Origin of the sequence: Pseudomonas sp. Os17 (assembly GCF_001547895.1) — a bacterium.
Classification (GTDB): domain Bacteria; phylum Pseudomonadota; class Gammaproteobacteria; order Pseudomonadales; family Pseudomonadaceae; genus Aquipseudomonas.
In genome coordinates this window covers 1,742,077-1,755,962 of record NZ_AP014627.1, presented here as the reverse complement: position 1 = coordinate 1,755,962, position 13,886 = coordinate 1,742,077, and the positions used below count along the sequence as shown (strand labels likewise).

The window sequence follows — 13,886 nt, the reverse complement described above, 5'->3', positions numbered from 1 at the left end:
TTCATTTTTAATGAAAGTCAATCCGCCCTAGCCTGACGGTCATTGTCCTTGCCGATGGAAGACCACCATGTCCCCCCTGCTGCGCCTGCTTGCCAGTTTCATTGCCCTGATGATGGCCATGGGCATTGGCCGCTTCGCCCTGACGCCACAGTTGCCGCACCTGATCAGCGAAGGCCAGGTCGACCTGACCGCCGCCGGACTGATCGCCGCCGCCAACTACCTGGGCTATTTCATCGGCGCTCTGGACGCCATGTTCGCCCGGCAGCCGGGCCAGATGCGGGCCCGCCTGCTGGGTGGGCTGTGGTTATGTGTGTTGCTGACCCTGGCTTCGTTCTGGGCTCGGGGTTTCTGGCCGCACCTGGCGCTGCGCTTCGGCACCGGCCTGGCCAGTGCCTGGGTGCTGGTGATGATCACGGCCCTGAGCCAGCCCCTGGCCCTGGCGGCAGGCCGGCCCCGCCTGGGAGCCCTGGTGTTCGCCGGCCCGGGGCTGGGGATCATGCTCACTGGCCTGCTGGCGCTGGGCGCCAATCGGCTGGGACAAAGCTCCGCCAACCTGTGGCTGCTGTATGGCGCCGTGGCCTTGCTGATGCTGCTGGTGATCCTGCCGATCCTGCCCCGGACCTCCAGCAGCCAGCGGCTCACCCCCCAGCCGACCGCGGAAAATGAGCAAAGCGTGGGCCGCCTGGGGCTGGTCTATGGCCTGTACGGCGTGGGCTACATCATCCCCGCGACCTTTCTCTCGCAGATGGCCAGCGCGCGCTTTCACGGCCAGTGGCAAGCCGATCTGTTCTGGCCCGGCTTCGGCCTGGCCGCCGCCCTGGGAGTCGCCCTGGTGAGCCTGCGCCGACAACGCCCGGACAACACTCGGCACTGGCTAATGGCGACCCTGTGGCTGCAGGCGGCGGGGGTCTTCGCTTGCCTGCTGGGCAGTGGCCTGGGCCTGGTGCTGGGAGTGCTGCTGTGTGGCACGCCGTTCCTGGCCTGCATGCAACTGGTCATGCAGCGCTCACGGGAACTGGCACCAGAGTCGGCCCAGCGCAATGCCGGGTTGCTCACCGCCTGCTTCGCCATGGGCCAGTTGAGCGGTCCATTGCTGGCGGCCCTGAGCAGTCATTTCAGCGGCAATCTGCAGCCGGCGCTGATGGTCGCAGGCTGCGGCTTGCTGCTCGGCGCCAGCCTGCTCTGGCAACCGCGGTCCGCGACACAGCGCTGCCCGCTGGCGTCCTAGGCAGCGGCTTACAGAAAGCGCTTGATCCGCCGACGCAACCATTGCTCGGCGCTGACAAAAGTGATGCCCAGCAGCACCAGCATGGCGCCGAGCACAAAGTTGAGACTCAATGGCTCACCCAGCAACAGCACGCCGAAGGTCACGCCGAACATCGGCGTCATGAAGGAAAACACCGCCAGGTTTGCCGCCAGATAGCGGCGCAACAGCCAGAACCAGGTCAGGTAGCTGAAAAACGACACCACCAGCCCCTGGAACAGCACGCTGGCCACCGCCACCGGGGTCAGACTGACGTGGGTCACCTGACCGCTGAGCACGGCAATCAACAACAGGCCGACAAATCCGACGATCAACTGATAGAACAGGGTCAGGGTGGCAGGCGCTTCCGACAGCCGTGAAGCCCGCACCACCACCGTGGTCGCCCCCCAGGCCAGCCCCGCCAGCAATCCCAGCAGGTCGCCCAGGAGCATGCGCCGGTCCAGGTTGTCGAGGGAGATGCCACCGGCAAAGGCAATGCTGATGCCAATGAACGCGAGAACGATCCCCAGCCACTGCAAGGGCCGCAACCGCTCACTGGGCAGCAGCCAATTGACCCCCAGGGCGGTGAAGATCGGCGCGGTATAAAGAAACACCGACATGTGCGCGGCGCTGGTGAGCTTCAGGCCCTCGGCAATGAACAAAAACTCCAGGCCGAACAGGGCGCCGGCCAATAGACCGGCGCGCCAGGTGCCGGGAATCTGCGACCAGCCGCCCTTCCAGCACATCAACAGGGCCACCAGCAGCGCCGAAATCCCGGAACGGGCGGCCGCCTGCATCACCGGAGCAATGTCCGCCGCCGCCCACTTGATCATGACCTGCTGCACGCCCCAGATCAGGCACAACCCCAACATCACTTGCAGGGCAAAGCCATCGGCGTTGCGCCGTTCGATGCTCACCACAGTGCCTCACAGTGTTTGAATGACATGACACCTACCCAAGATAAAAAAGTTACACCCCAGCGGGCTGAACAGCGGCGCAAAACCCAGTGGCAAACCCGCTCAGACTTGCGGCCCGCGTCCAGCACCAGGTGCCCAACGGCAGGCACAGAAGACGCCGAAACCACTGGCCAGGGCACTGACCAGCATGCCCCAGGCCATATCCAGCAGCGCCAGGGCGGCCGGCCAGGCCTGCAAGGTCGCCCAGTTGCTCAGATCATAAGTGCCGTAGGACACCAGCCCGAGCAGTGCCCCCAGGCGCGCAGCCCGACGCCAGCCACCCTGTTGCAGGGCGGGGCGTACCGCGAACAGCAGGCAACCAGTCACGTAGAGGAGGTAGAACAGAGCCGCCGGCAAGAGCCGTGGTTGTTCCAGCAGCAGCGAGCCCAGCTGGGCGCGGTAGGTGGGGCCCATCATCAGCCCCAGCCAAAGCGCGTCGAGCAGCAGGAACGCCAGCAGGGTGGCGAGCCAGGCGGCCAGAGTGGTTTTCATGAGACTCGCCTGCAGCGTGAAGTGAGTGTCAGCTTAGCTCGATGCGATCTGCGTGGATGACAATCTGGCCCTGCTTATAAAGTGCACCGATGGCCTTCTTGAAGTTGCCCTTGCTGACCCCGAACAAACTGCTGATCAATGCCGGATCGCTCTTGTCGCTGACCGCCAGGGAACCATTGTTCTCCCGCAACTTGGCAAGGATCTTCGAGTTCAGACTGGTGGCCGCCTCTTCACCCACAGGTTGCAGGCTCAGGCTGATCTTGCCGTCGGCGCGGACTTCCTTGATGAAGCCTTTCTCTTGCATGCCAGAGCGCAGGAACTTGAACACCTCGTTCTTGTGAATCAGGCCCCAGTGCTTGTTATTGATGATGGCCTTGAAGCCCATGTCGGTGGACTCGGCCACCAGCAAGTCGACTTCCTGGCCCACCTTGTAGTTGGCGGGCGTCTTGTCCAGATAGCGGTCCAGGCGGGCCGTGGCGGTGATACGACGGGTGTGCTTGTCCAGGTAGACATGCACCACGCAGTATTCGCCGGCATTCATCTGGCGCTTTTCCTCGGAGTACGGCAGCAGCAGATCCTTGGGCAATCCCCAATCCAGAAATACCCCGATGCTGTTAACTTCGACAACTTTAAGACTGGCGAACTCGCCGACTTGAACTTTCGGCTTTTCAGTAGTTGCGATTAACTTGTCGGCACTGTCCAGATAAACAAAAACATTCAACCAGTCTTCATCTTCACTGGGAATATCCTTGGGAATATAACGATTGGGCAGCAAGATCTCGCCGTCCGCACCGCCATCCAGATACAAACCAAAGTTAGTGTGTTTTACCACTTGCAAACTGTTGTAGCGCCCGACTAAAGCCATTTCCAATACCCTCGTTACGTGGGCGGCATTCTACCTGTTTTCCACAGTGGCGTTGATGCTCCTGAGTCGCCCAGGGAAAAAATCCATGAACAGCCTTGATTTTTCTGGCCTTGGCGCCGATCAAGCGGCCACTCGTCAGGCAAAGGCGCACCTGCCCGAGCGGAATCCGCAGCGCCAAGACCGCCTCGCCCGCCAGTAGTCCTTATTTAAAACAGCCACTTAGGTAGATATCAGCGAGATCAACTTAGAAAAAAACACAAAAAGCCGCGCCTTATTCCAGAGGATATTTACCAAGCAATTGTCAAGTATTTCTGATAAGATGCCTGGCCAAATTAATTTTCCCGAAAGGTTAAATGGCCGCCATGCGAGTAAAAGCCTCCAACAGCAAAGCAAAACCAGCTCCCGCCGTTGAAACCAGCGAATCGATCAACGAACAAATCGCAGCCTTCCTCAAGTCCGGCGGCGAAATCCAGCAAATCGCCAAAGGCGTCAGCGGCCAGACTTTCGGCCCGTCCAAGCAGATCAGCCTCGGTAAAAAGTAATTCCCCACGCTCTATCCTGGTCCCTTAGCGCTTTGCCCTCAAAGCGCTAGGACTGGCACCCCGCTCCCCGCCCAACGCCAGCAAAAATCGACGAACGGCCCTCATCCCCAGGCATTCGCCGGTATTCTTGCCGCCTTCCGGATAAATCGTTTCAGCCGACTTTCAGGTTGTCACTCCCCGCCGTTCAAGGAGTGCTGCATGCTCAAATCCGCCACACTGGCCCTCAGCCTGCTACTGGCCTGCCCCATCGCCCTGGGCCAGACAGTCCAGCGAGAACTGGGCGCCTTCGACCTCAAGCTGGGCACCAGCCCCAGCCGCAGCATGGCCCAGGGCCTGGTCAAACCCGCCTCCAGCGACTCCCTGCACGGCGGCCTCGACCTGAGCCACGACAGCGGCTGGTACTTCGGCCAATGGTCCCCGAGCATGGGCCTGAACCCCGCCAGCCCGCTTGAAGTGGACGCCTACCTGGGCTTCAAGCGGCCCTTCGACCAGACCCTGGGCTACGAACTGGGGATCATTCACTACAACTACCCGCAGCGGCGCACCCAGAACAGTCAGGAGTTCTACGGCGGCCTGAGCCTGCTGGGCAGCCGGTTTGGCGCCGCCCTCAGCAACGACCCGGCCATGCGCAACAGCACCCTGTTCGCCGACCTGGGCGGCAACTCGCCGTTCGGCATAGGCATCAGCGTCAAATACACCGCGTACCAGTTGACCAACGCTGTCGCCGTGGCCAACGGCAGTGAAGTGGCAGGCTTCAATGACTGGTCGATCAAATTCTCGCGGCCCTGGCGGGGGATCGATCTAAAGCTGATCTACAGTGATTCAAGCCTGCGCGGTAGCGATTGCAGTGCCTACACCGGGCACAACCCACAGTGCGACGGCCTGCTCACCTTCAAGGCCGAACGGACGTTTTACTAGGCACAGGCCTCTGAACTGTCAGCGGCCCGGCGGGTTCAGATACAGCAACCCGCACTCGCAAGGACTCGCCCATGGCCCGCCGCTGGCACCTGCTCATCCCGCTGCTGATCTGCAGCCTGCTGCTCGGCGCCTGCAGCCGGGTCGGCCTGGCCTATCGCAACCTGGATGTGATCATCCCCTGGACCCTCAACGACTACCTGGACATGAACCGCGAGCAGAAGAGCTGGTTCAACCAGCGTCTGCAGCAGCACCTGAGCTGGCATTGCACCACCCAACTGCCAGGCTACCTAGACTGGCTTGATCGCCTGCAAGCCATGGTGCAGAGCAATCAGGTCAGTGATCAAGCCCTGCAACAGCGAACCCTGGAAGCCAAGCAAGCCATCGCCGAAACCGCGCGGCAGATCGTGCCCTCCGCGGTAGAGCTGCTCCAGGGCCTGGACGACGGACAAGTCGCCGAGATGAACAACGCCTTTGCCAAGGACCAGCAGGAACATCGCGAGCAATACCTCAAGCCCTCCCTGGCGCAGCAGATCGAACAGCGCAGCCAGCGCATGAGCAAACGCCTGAAATCCTGGATCGGCCCCTTGAGTCCCAACCAGCAAAGACGCATCGAGCAATGGTCGGCGTCCCTGGGCGAACAGAACCAGCAGTGGATCGCCAACCGCATCCACTGGCAGGCACAGTTCAGCGCCGCCGTGGCGCAACGGCAAAACAGCGATTTCCCACAACGCATCGAGCAACTGCTGGTGAACCGCGAGCAGTTATGGACAGAGGATTACCGCCAGGCCTATGCCCGCACCGAACAGGCCGCCCGCCACCTGCTGGTGGACCTGATGGCCACCAGCAGCCTTGAGCAGCGCCAGCGCCTGCTGAAGAAGATCGACGGCGTACGCCAGGATTTCGCGGAACTCAAATGCCTGCAGAACGCCCGCCAGGACCCGCCCTGAGCTAGGCGATCTGAGCCTTGGAGGCCAACTCGTCGAAAGTTTCCGGCGCCAGGGCATCGGCCTGCTCATCCAGCACCTGACGGGGATGCTCATGGCCCGGAATACTGCTGTCGAGCAGGCACAGCAGGCTGGAGCCCCGGGGTGTCAGGATGAAATTCTCACCGTTGCCACCCTCTTCCTCAGGCCGAGTTTCGATAAACCCCCGGTCCAGAAGCAGCTTTTCGTACTCGGTAGCAGTGACTTTCAGATCATCCAGGTTACCGGTGGGCTCACCTTCCGCCGCCTTGGCCGCCGCATGCTGCTCGGCGTAAGGACGGGGAGTGAAACTGTGGCCGGCGCCGTTCTGCACTTCGTGCAACAGCCGTTCGATCAGATCCCAGTTGTAAGTGCTCATCCTGATTCAACCTCCAGACACAAGAATGAAATGCCGTTCATAAGTTGTGACCGACAGGCTTTTCAGCCGTTCAGGAAATCCACCCAGGCCAGCGCCCCCCAAGCGGAAAACCGCTGGGCGGTTTGTCGATCTGCCCCGGAGTCAAACGACTAGCGTGTGTAAGACACTTCGCCCACTGCCAGAGGAGAAATGTCATGCCCGTTACCGATCATCCCGTGGTCTCCCGGGAACAATGGCTACGAGCCCGCAAACAGCACCTGATCCACGAAAAGGCCTTTACCCGCCAGCGCGACCAGCTCAGCGCCGAACGCCGGGCGCTGCCCTGGGTAAAAATCGACAAGCCCTATCAGTTTCAAGGCCCGAATGGCCCGCTAAGCCTCGCGGACCTGTTTGGCGACCACAGCCAACTGCTGGTCTACCACTTCATGTTCGGCGCCGGCTGGAAAGAGGGCTGCAAGGGCTGCTCGTTCCTGGCGGACCACTTCGATGGCGCCAACCTGCATCTGGCCCACCACGATGTGGCGCTGGTGGCGGTATCCCACGCGCCCTACGGCCAATTCCAAGCCTTTCGCCAACGCATGGGCTGGCATTTCGACTGGTACTCCAGCGCCGGCGGCGACTTCAACCAAGACTTTGGCGTGAGCCTCAGCGACGAGCAACTGGCCCAGGGAACCGCCAGCTACAACTACGAACAGGTCAGTGGCGACGAGCGGGAGCTACCCGGCCTGAGCGTGTTCTATCGCAACCCGCAAGGTGAAATTTTCCACACATATTCCACCTATGCCCGCGGGCTGGACCTGTTGCTGGGGGCCTACAACTTCCTCGACCTGACGCCCAAGGGGCGCAACGAAGAACAGATCATGGACTGGGTTCGGCACCACGACCGTTACCAGAAAACACCCCGGAGCAAGGGCAGCAGTTGCTGCTGTGACAACTGACAGCCTGTTCGCCGACAGAAACCTCCCGTAGGAGCCGGCTTGCCGGCGAATCGCACACACAAATAGCACAAATCTACGGCAGACTACGACGACCCTCACAGCCAACTAATCTGAAGACATGAGCGCCGCCTACAACAGCCTCCACGAATACACCCTGCGCATGAACCGGGTGCTGGAGTACATCGACCAACACCTGGACCAGCCCCTGGAGCTGACGGACCTGGCGCGGGTGGCACATTTTTCGCCCTACCACTTCCACCGCCTGTTCAGCGCCTGGGTCGGCGAGCCCCTGGGCGCCTACCTGCGTCGCCGGCGCCTGGCCTGCGGCGCCTACCTCATGGCCAGTCGCCCCGCAGCCTCGATCCTGGAAATCGCGCTGGAAGTCGGCTTCGGCTCGGGCGAAGCCTTCTCCCGAGCCTTCAAGCAACACTTCTCGGTCTCCCCCAGCACCTGGCGCGACACCGAACCGAAACGCTGGCACCGCCGCCTCGACGACATCCGAGAACGGCGCCTGCGTGAATTGAGCAATCCTGATCAGACCCACATTCCCGCCTTCGACGATCCTGACGCCTTCATTCACCTGAAGGAAACAGCGATGAACGTCACCCTGCAGCAGCTGCCCGCCACCCGCGTGGCTTACCTGCGCTACTTCGGCGCCTACGGCCCGGGCATTGGGGTTTTCTGGCGCGAAACCGCCATGCCATGGATGCTCGAACAGCACCTGTTCAACCGCGTGCGCTACGGCATCGGCCACGACGACCCGGACCTCACCCCCGCCGAAAAATGCCGCTACGACGCCTGCGTCGAAGTGCCCGAAGACTTCAAGGCCGGCCCTCCCGCCGTGATCACCACCTTGCCCGGCGGCCTGTACGCCGTAGCGGCCTACCGCGGCCTTGGCCCGGACATCGCCGACGCCTGGATCGAACTGTGCCGTGACTGGCTACCCAAGAGCGGCATGCAGTTCGACCCGCGCCCGGCGTTCGAACGCTATCCGGCGGATGCGTACTACGACATCAAGACCGGGGAGCTGGAATGTGAGATTTGTATTCCGGTGAGGGCGCTATAAGCCAAAAGGCCAACTGATACATCCATACCCCATGTAGGAGCGAGCTTGCTCGCGATGAACGTCAACGACAACGCGCCGCAACTGAAAGAACGCAGCGCCCCTCGGGCTCATCGCGAGCAAGCTCGCTCCTACCATCCAGCCACACACCTACTCAGCGCGAAGGAATGGCCTTGATATCACTGACAATGAACTTCGGCAGAGCGCGAATGTAGAAGTTCTCCACATCCGAATTACCGCTGTTGGTGATCACCCCCAGCATGCTCTTCATATTGCGCAACTGGCCCATGGCTCCGGCAGGCTGCAAACCGTTGCGCTCCTGAGCGAAATGCAACACCTCGGCGCCGTCGCGCTTGACCTGGACCTTGTAGCCGAAATCGACACTGGCCAGGATCGTATTGTCATCGACGACCATCGACACCAGCCCACCCTTGGAATCACTCAGGCGGCGCTTGTACACCGCATCCACATCCAGCAGGTAGTCGGCACTGTCCTTGCTGGCGGCGTAGCGATTGGCATTGCCTAATTGCCGGATCAACTCCATGCCCAGTTGCTGACGCAGCTTGTCCTCGGGCAGAAAGCGCTCGCTCTCGCCAACCAACTGCAGGTTGAAGGTATCGATCCAGTAAGTGGCGGTGGCGGGAATCTGCACCGGTTTGGGCGAGATGTAATAGTCCGGGGTTGAAGCACAACCGGCGAGCAGAACGAGGGTGAACAGCAGAGACAACAGACGCATGACGGATCTTCCTTGAGAGGGTTTTCAACAACGCACCGCCACCTGAAAACCAACTGTGGCATGGCGATAAGCGGCGGCATTGTAAGCCAGGAAAATCGCGGAGGGCCGGCTCGAAAAGATACGCTCGGCAAATTAGGAATTGCCTTACGGCAGAAGCAGACAATCCAGTAGGAATGGGGCTTTAAGGACAGGGGGGGCGCTGGATATAGTCGATGGGTCGTTGAAAGGACGACCGGGTTTGGCGACCTGACACCAGAATTGATGCAAAAGCCTCTGCTTGCAGGTACTTTTGCTCCCGCACAATCGCTTCATGGCGGCTGTGCGTGGGAGATCCTTTTGGGTCTGCCGGCTTATCTGGTGCCGGTTCGCCAACCTGCGTACAGCTGCCACCTTTCGTTTGGCGACGGTAGGGACAGCATCACCCCATCACCAGAGAACTAACCATGAACAGATACATGTCGATTACCGGCCACGACTGCAACATTCCCTCACTGCTGATCGATACCCAGGCTCCCATTGATGTACTGCACGATGCAGCGGCGCATCGCATCCGAGCCGCAACTCAACTGCTGGAAAACTTCGCCATTTCTGATGAGGAGCCCAAAGGCGCAGTGGTGCTACAAGAACTGGCGCTGGTGTGCAGCATTTTGCTGCGCGATGGCTGTGATTTGATGGATGTGGCGGGGCGACGGATGCAGGGACAGCTATCGGCATAAGCAGACAGGGGCGGTGTAAAGCCGCCCCTTAGCCGTTTAGTGCATATCATGTTCGGTGTAACTCTGAACGTCGTAGTTGCTTTCAACTCATCGTGCGGCTGCGAAATTTCATAGCCCCTCTACACCTCTAAAAACTCCTAAACATCCACCTGAGTACTAATTTCTTCATCCCTTAAACTAGGGCACTGGCGAATCTGGAAACACCCTATCCCAAAGAATTTCCACCATATAGGTTTTAGCATCATCTTCATCATCCGCCGGATAAACCAAATAACTCTCATTATCCAGCAATTTCACCCAAGAAACTGACGAATCACTGAACAAACCAACCAACTCAGACTCTATCTCCCTCCGTTGAAAATCATCTTTTAAAATTCTATCTAAAATAGCAATCTCCGAATTTCTTTCCAAACCAACATCTACCGAGAATATAGACTGAAGTAGATTTATTATCGATGAATATTTTTTCACAATATCACCTCGACAGAAATATGGTTATTGCCTCTAATTTTCTTACAACTGGATTCAATCCGTAAATCGCCTGCACACTTCTCAAATCACTCATTAATCTTGGAGCACATTGCAATCCTGGATTTAATTTATTCCCAGCAATCCGTTCAAAGCCACGTCTTACGTTCACGCCTAAATAGCCGACATAGGAAAAAGCTCAACTCCACTCATAAAAACGGACAAAATACTACCCTCCCACCCATATACAATTATCCCACCATCAAAATATTCAACCTCAACACTCCCCTCAAATGAATTACCTTGATCTACCACTTCCACCGACTGACCAGGTTCAATTATATACTCTTCCGCCCACGGCTCGACAATAAGCAATACGGCCTTTTCCGCTCCGTTTTTATATATCACTTTCATATTTTTACCGCTCCAGATCACCCAAACCTTTTACACCAGCCCCACACAATCCAATCACAGCAATATTATTACTATCTCTAGAAAAATATTCATATAAAAATTCCTCACTGCAGAGTCATGTGTTTCCGCACTGATCTGACGTAAACAACCTGACAGTGCCAGCTCATGTATCCCTGATCCGCCGACCTTGTGCAATCCGTCACCTTACTTTGCTTGGCGGCAGAAATTGATGACTCTGATTGATATAGGAGTAAGATCCATGACGACTCTGAATCGATACATGCCGATTACCGGCCACGACTGCAACATTCCCTCGCTGCTGATCGATACCCAAGCCCCCATTGACGTCCTCCACGATGCAGCGGCGTATCGCATTCGCGCCGTGACTCAATTGCTGGAGAACTTCGCGATTTCTGATGACGCGCCCAAAGGCGCACAGTGGTGCTGCAGGAACTGTCACTGGTGTGCAGAATTCTGCTGCGCGGCGGGTATGATTTGATGGATTTTACAACAAGATGAATACAGGAGCAGGTACTTCAGCAAGCAAAAATCGCGGCTTGAAAGTCGCGATTTTTCTCTCGTGTTCTTCGACGCTCAGTTCGCGACAAGATAGTTACTCTTATTTTCAGAAGCAACCCCTCTTCCAGCCAGCACAGTATCCTCAACATCAGTTTCTTTACACCAAATATCAGTCAAGAAACATATTCACATCTAATATCAGAAAAACCAAAGCCACTCACAACTTCCTTAAGTCTAAAAACATACTCAGTAAAATCCGGCACAGTGCCAAAAACACAAATTCTATTTATTGAAATAGACAACGATATACAATCCCGACTAATTAAGAACTCCCCTCCAAACCTACCATCAAAAACCATAGCAATACCAATCCTCCCGAATGGCGAATGAGAGCCAAGAAATTCCTTTAAGTTGAAATGCTCAGCATACTCTTTCTGCCAATCATAAGAGTCAATATCTGATGACAACAAAAATAGAACATCCCCTTCAAAATCAAAACTCCACCCAGAATCAAGTAGTGCCATCACTATATCTTTTGGACTACAAGGCCGAGACAGACTTACATCTACAGATGCTTGGCTACCCATATTAATACTCCTTAAAAAATATCCCTTTTGAACTCAGCCACTCCTTGGCATGCTGAGGAATCGGTGTATTGGAATGGACCTCAAAAGAAGCGCCATTATCTTTAGCTATTCGAGCATGCGCGCCGACATCTGACTTAAACTTATCAAAACCTTTAGATCCGGCTTGAGCATGATCCTCCCAGTATCGGCCAGATTTAGCCTCGTACCATATAGAGTTACTCGCTCCATAAGCCCCGTCAAACTCTAGTCCTTTCGTCGAAAAGCTTGGTTTTCCACCCAGTTCTTTATAAAGATATTTTTCAAAATCCTGTCCGATTAAACCTTTTGCAGCTCCATCTTCACTATACATCACCCCCGGATTCAGCTTGTGCTCCGGAGTCACATAGGCGCCATCCTTCTGCCCTCCATCCAGTTGAGTACCGCCGGTATGTGGCGTTGTAACAACTCCGCCACCCTCAGCGTAGCCCCCGCTGGCGGGGTTCCATCCTGATGTAATAACAATCGGATTAACCAGCTTTCAGTTTTCGTCATCAAGTAGATGAACTGGGAACGGCATGAGGGTGACCATTTCCCAGACTGTCATCGTAACCTTGAGTTGGTTCTGTATTTGATCCTTTTTTAAGGCGACACCCTGGCTTACAGCTTTAATCATCGAGTTAGCAGAGTTACGCATCCGCTCTTGACTTTCAGGTGTCAAAGTAGGATAGACCAGAGCCGCAGCAAGTGCTGCCATTACTCCAGCATAGCCTGCCACTTGTACATAATTCTGCGCTGTTGTAGGAGAGCCTCTCAGAGTGGAAATCATTGCTGTCAGCTCAACTGATTTCTCAGGGCTTTCGCGGACAATTTCCTTCATCCGAGCGAGGAGAATCTTTTCCCCATCGGAACTTAAGTCTCCCAACTGCTCCCTCAGGCGAAACTCAATAGCCTCCGCACGTCTGTTCTCATCCTTACTGAAGGCTTTTAGATAGTTTTCGGTTTCTACCAGGACTCTATTAATGTCTTCGGATGTACCCTGAAGATTGTCTGGCGACGCGATTAGAACGCCCATGCTGGCCAAGAGAAGGGACAGCTTTACCATCGTCTCCCGGCTTTTTTCCCCATACAACTCAACACTCTTCTTCCACTGTTCATACGCCTTCTTCGGGCTCGCCACAGCGCCAAGGGAAGAACTGCTCGCATACAAATCCGTACGCGACTCTTCATCCTTGGTGATCTCATACGCCTTGTTCACATCCCGGTTCAGCCCGGCCGTTGAATCGGCCCCGGTCTCGGCATCCTTGCGCACCACGATCTCGCCCGCCCCGACGGTGGCGCGCACGATCTGCTCGCAGTCCTTCTGGTAATCCCAGCCGCTGACGCTCCAGCCGGTTTCACCCTCCTTGCCTTTACCCACCTGGCTGCTGTCTTGTGTGGTGCCACTACCGGAGCTGTAGGTGCCGCCCACGTTCAGGTAATAGCCGTGCTCCTTGTCCTTGCCGACGATATCGCTGAAGCCCAGGGTGCCGGTGTCCAGCTTGAGGTTGCCGTTGTCGGCGGCGATCAGCGCACCGTCGATCTGGGTGTGGTTTTCGGTGCGGATATCGACCTTGTTCTTGCCAGTGATGCGGGTTTGCTCTTCAACCCAGTCGGTCTTGCCGGTGGTCTGGCCGTAACCGACTGAGCCACTGAGGCCCGGGGCAGGACCAAAGGTGGCGGTGACGCTGATGTCGAATTCCTTGCCCTTGACCTTGCCGGTGCCGGCGACCGAAGCAACGTTTGGTCGCCTCCTACGCTCCCGATGACTTCGTCGCCACTACTATTGCAATTGGTCTCGCTGCAATTGCCCCCCCAAAATTACAAATCATCCTTGAATCTTTCTGGCAAGTACTCTTGCCGAACCATGCCTTTGAGCAACTCTTTAAGTTCATCAAAATAGTAAGAAAGCTCTTCTCTAGACTCGCAGACTGTACTTCTCTCAATATCAGAGTCACTAAAATGCTTCATCACCATCGCTATACTATCTGCAAAAACCATTAACTCGCCCTCGGAGACGCGAAGATCATACAGCGTGACACTTGCAATGCACTCTTTGCTTAAAAGTTCCAT

17 protein-coding genes and 2 pseudogenes are annotated in these 13,886 nt (G+C 56.9%); 8 read left to right on the top strand and 11 right to left on the bottom strand.

What is annotated here, in order from left to right; all coding sequences use genetic code 11:
* Window positions 1-67 precede the first annotated feature (67 nt).
* Window positions 68-1,228, top strand: a complete 1,161-nt coding sequence (locus tag POS17_RS07875) for an MFS transporter (protein WP_060838086.1) — start codon at window positions 68-70, stop codon at window positions 1,226-1,228.
* An 8-nt stretch (window positions 1,229-1,236) separates the two neighbouring features.
* Here POS17_RS07875 and POS17_RS07870 read toward each other — a convergent pair whose 3' ends face one another.
* From POS17_RS07870 to POS17_RS07860, 3 genes are all read right to left on the bottom strand, one after another.
* On the bottom strand, window positions 1,237-2,160 hold the full coding sequence (locus tag POS17_RS07870) for a DMT family transporter (RefSeq protein WP_060838085.1): 924 nt from the start codon (window positions 2,158-2,160) through the stop codon (window positions 1,237-1,239).
* 102 nt (window positions 2,161-2,262) lie between these two features.
* Window positions 2,263-2,691 carry a DUF2177 family protein gene (locus POS17_RS07865; protein ID WP_060838084.1) on the bottom strand — a complete coding sequence of 143 codons (429 nt, stop codon included), beginning with the start codon at window positions 2,689-2,691 and terminating at the stop codon, window positions 2,263-2,265.
* A gap of 28 nt (window positions 2,692-2,719) precedes the next feature.
* Complete coding sequence (locus POS17_RS07860; RefSeq protein WP_060838083.1) at window positions 2,720-3,556, bottom strand: CvfB family protein; 837 nt, start codon at window positions 3,554-3,556, stop codon at window positions 2,720-2,722.
* 353 nt (window positions 3,557-3,909) lie between these two features.
* Here POS17_RS07860 and POS17_RS07855 point away from each other — a divergent pair, with 353 nt between their 5' ends.
* From POS17_RS07855 to POS17_RS07845, 3 genes are all read left to right on the top strand, one after another.
* The gene (locus tag POS17_RS07855) at window positions 3,910-4,098 is read left to right on the top strand and encodes a hypothetical protein (protein WP_016962619.1); all 189 of its coding nucleotides are present in this window, start codon (window positions 3,910-3,912) and stop codon (window positions 4,096-4,098) included.
* A gap of 198 nt (window positions 4,099-4,296) precedes the next feature.
* Window positions 4,297-5,016: a TorF family putative porin gene (locus POS17_RS07850; RefSeq protein ID WP_060838082.1), complete on the top strand. Its 720-nt coding sequence runs from the start codon at window positions 4,297-4,299 to the stop codon at window positions 5,014-5,016.
* 71 nt (window positions 5,017-5,087) lie between these two features.
* Complete coding sequence (locus tag POS17_RS07845; protein WP_060838081.1) at window positions 5,088-5,963, top strand: DUF6279 family lipoprotein; 876 nt, start codon at window positions 5,088-5,090, stop codon at window positions 5,961-5,963.
* A gap of 1 nt (window position 5,964) precedes the next feature.
* Here POS17_RS07845 and POS17_RS07840 read toward each other — a convergent pair whose 3' ends face one another.
* Window positions 5,965-6,357, bottom strand: a complete 393-nt coding sequence (locus POS17_RS07840) for a hypothetical protein (RefSeq protein WP_060838080.1) — start codon at window positions 6,355-6,357, stop codon at window positions 5,965-5,967.
* A gap of 194 nt (window positions 6,358-6,551) precedes the next feature.
* On the opposite strand from POS17_RS07840, the gene POS17_RS07835 reads away from it, so the two are divergent.
* Both POS17_RS07835 and POS17_RS07830 read left to right on the top strand, forming a co-directional pair.
* A complete protein-coding gene (locus POS17_RS07835) occupies window positions 6,552-7,295 on the top strand; it encodes a DUF899 domain-containing protein (protein WP_060838079.1) in 744 nt (247 codons plus the stop codon).
* Window positions 7,296-7,413: 118 nt separating this feature from the next.
* Window positions 7,414-8,361: an AraC family transcriptional regulator gene (locus tag POS17_RS07830; RefSeq protein WP_060838078.1), complete on the top strand. Its 948-nt coding sequence runs from the start codon at window positions 7,414-7,416 to the stop codon at window positions 8,359-8,361.
* A 151-nt stretch (window positions 8,362-8,512) separates the two neighbouring features.
* Here POS17_RS07830 and POS17_RS07825 read toward each other — a convergent pair whose 3' ends face one another.
* The gene (locus POS17_RS07825; protein ID WP_060838077.1) at window positions 8,513-9,094 is read right to left on the bottom strand and encodes a hypothetical protein; all 582 of its coding nucleotides are present in this window, start codon (window positions 9,092-9,094) and stop codon (window positions 8,513-8,515) included.
* 443 nt (window positions 9,095-9,537) lie between these two features.
* On the opposite strand from POS17_RS07825, the gene POS17_RS07820 reads away from it, so the two are divergent.
* Window positions 9,538-9,810 (top strand): hypothetical protein, encoded by a 273-nt coding sequence (locus POS17_RS07820; protein WP_060838076.1) that lies wholly within the window; start codon window positions 9,538-9,540, stop codon window positions 9,808-9,810.
* A 177-nt stretch (window positions 9,811-9,987) separates the two neighbouring features.
* On the opposite strand, the gene POS17_RS30765 is transcribed toward POS17_RS07820, so the two are convergent.
* Together POS17_RS30765 and POS17_RS07815 are read right to left on the bottom strand one after the other, a co-directional pair.
* A complete protein-coding gene (locus POS17_RS30765) occupies window positions 9,988-10,281 on the bottom strand; it encodes a hypothetical protein (RefSeq protein WP_082729835.1) in 294 nt (97 codons plus the stop codon).
* A gap of 171 nt (window positions 10,282-10,452) precedes the next feature.
* Window positions 10,453-10,692, bottom strand: a complete 240-nt coding sequence (locus tag POS17_RS07815) for a hypothetical protein (protein ID WP_060838075.1) — start codon at window positions 10,690-10,692, stop codon at window positions 10,453-10,455.
* Between the two features lie 259 nt (window positions 10,693-10,951).
* Here POS17_RS07815 and POS17_RS07810 point away from each other — a divergent pair.
* A pseudogene (locus tag POS17_RS07810) lies at window positions 10,952-11,211 on the top strand (hypothetical protein).
* A gap of 173 nt (window positions 11,212-11,384) precedes the next feature.
* Here POS17_RS07810 and POS17_RS31580 read toward each other — a convergent pair.
* The 4 genes and pseudogenes from POS17_RS31580 to POS17_RS07795 all read right to left on the bottom strand — a co-directional run bounded on the left by POS17_RS31580 (window position 11,385) and on the right by POS17_RS07795 (window position 13,886).
* The gene (locus POS17_RS31580; RefSeq protein WP_129405516.1) at window positions 11,385-11,798 is read right to left on the bottom strand and encodes a hypothetical protein; all 414 of its coding nucleotides are present in this window, start codon (window positions 11,796-11,798) and stop codon (window positions 11,385-11,387) included.
* Window position 11,799: 1 nt separating this feature from the next.
* Window positions 11,800-12,180 carry a hypothetical protein gene (locus POS17_RS31575; protein ID WP_129405515.1) on the bottom strand — a complete coding sequence of 127 codons (381 nt, stop codon included), beginning with the start codon at window positions 12,178-12,180 and terminating at the stop codon, window positions 11,800-11,802.
* A 734-nt stretch (window positions 12,181-12,914) separates the two neighbouring features.
* A pseudogene (locus tag POS17_RS32625) lies at window positions 12,915-13,592 on the bottom strand (hemagglutinin repeat-containing protein); the annotation flags it as partial.
* A gap of 42 nt (window positions 13,593-13,634) precedes the next feature.
* The gene (locus POS17_RS07795) at window positions 13,635-13,886 is read right to left on the bottom strand and encodes a hypothetical protein (protein WP_060838072.1); all 252 of its coding nucleotides are present in this window, start codon (window positions 13,884-13,886) and stop codon (window positions 13,635-13,637) included.

Excerpts from the sequence above, each read along its gene's own strand:
- POS17_RS07860 (WP_060838083.1), bottom strand. The coding sequence starts at position 3,556 with ATGGCTTTAGTCGGGCGCTACAACAGTTTGCAAGTGGTAAAACACACT.
- POS17_RS07830 (WP_060838078.1), top strand. The coding sequence starts at position 7,414 with ATGAGCGCCGCCTACAACAGCCTCCACGAATACACCCTGCGCATGAAC.
- POS17_RS07855 (WP_016962619.1), top strand. The coding sequence starts at position 3,910 with ATGGCCGCCATGCGAGTAAAAGCCTCCAACAGCAAAGCAAAACCAGCT.
- POS17_RS07840 (WP_060838080.1), bottom strand. The coding sequence starts at position 6,357 with ATGAGCACTTACAACTGGGATCTGATCGAACGGCTGTTGCACGAAGTG.
- POS17_RS07820 (WP_060838076.1), top strand. The coding sequence starts at position 9,538 with ATGAACAGATACATGTCGATTACCGGCCACGACTGCAACATTCCCTCA.
- POS17_RS07795 (WP_060838072.1), bottom strand. The coding sequence starts at position 13,886 with ATGGAACTTTTAAGCAAAGAGTGCATTGCAAGTGTCACGCTGTATGAT.
- POS17_RS07825 (WP_060838077.1), bottom strand. The coding sequence starts at position 9,094 with ATGCGTCTGTTGTCTCTGCTGTTCACCCTCGTTCTGCTCGCCGGTTGT.
- POS17_RS31580 (WP_129405516.1), bottom strand. The coding sequence starts at position 11,798 with ATGGGTAGCCAAGCATCTGTAGATGTAAGTCTGTCTCGGCCTTGTAGT.
- POS17_RS07835 (WP_060838079.1), top strand. The coding sequence starts at position 6,552 with ATGCCCGTTACCGATCATCCCGTGGTCTCCCGGGAACAATGGCTACGA.
- POS17_RS07815 (WP_060838075.1), bottom strand. The coding sequence starts at position 10,692 with ATGAAAGTGATATATAAAAACGGAGCGGAAAAGGCCGTATTGCTTATT.
- POS17_RS07875 (WP_060838086.1), top strand. The coding sequence starts at position 68 with ATGTCCCCCCTGCTGCGCCTGCTTGCCAGTTTCATTGCCCTGATGATG.
- POS17_RS07865 (WP_060838084.1), bottom strand. The coding sequence starts at position 2,691 with ATGAAAACCACTCTGGCCGCCTGGCTCGCCACCCTGCTGGCGTTCCTG.
- POS17_RS07845 (WP_060838081.1), top strand. The coding sequence starts at position 5,088 with ATGGCCCGCCGCTGGCACCTGCTCATCCCGCTGCTGATCTGCAGCCTG.
- POS17_RS07850 (WP_060838082.1), top strand. The coding sequence starts at position 4,297 with ATGCTCAAATCCGCCACACTGGCCCTCAGCCTGCTACTGGCCTGCCCC.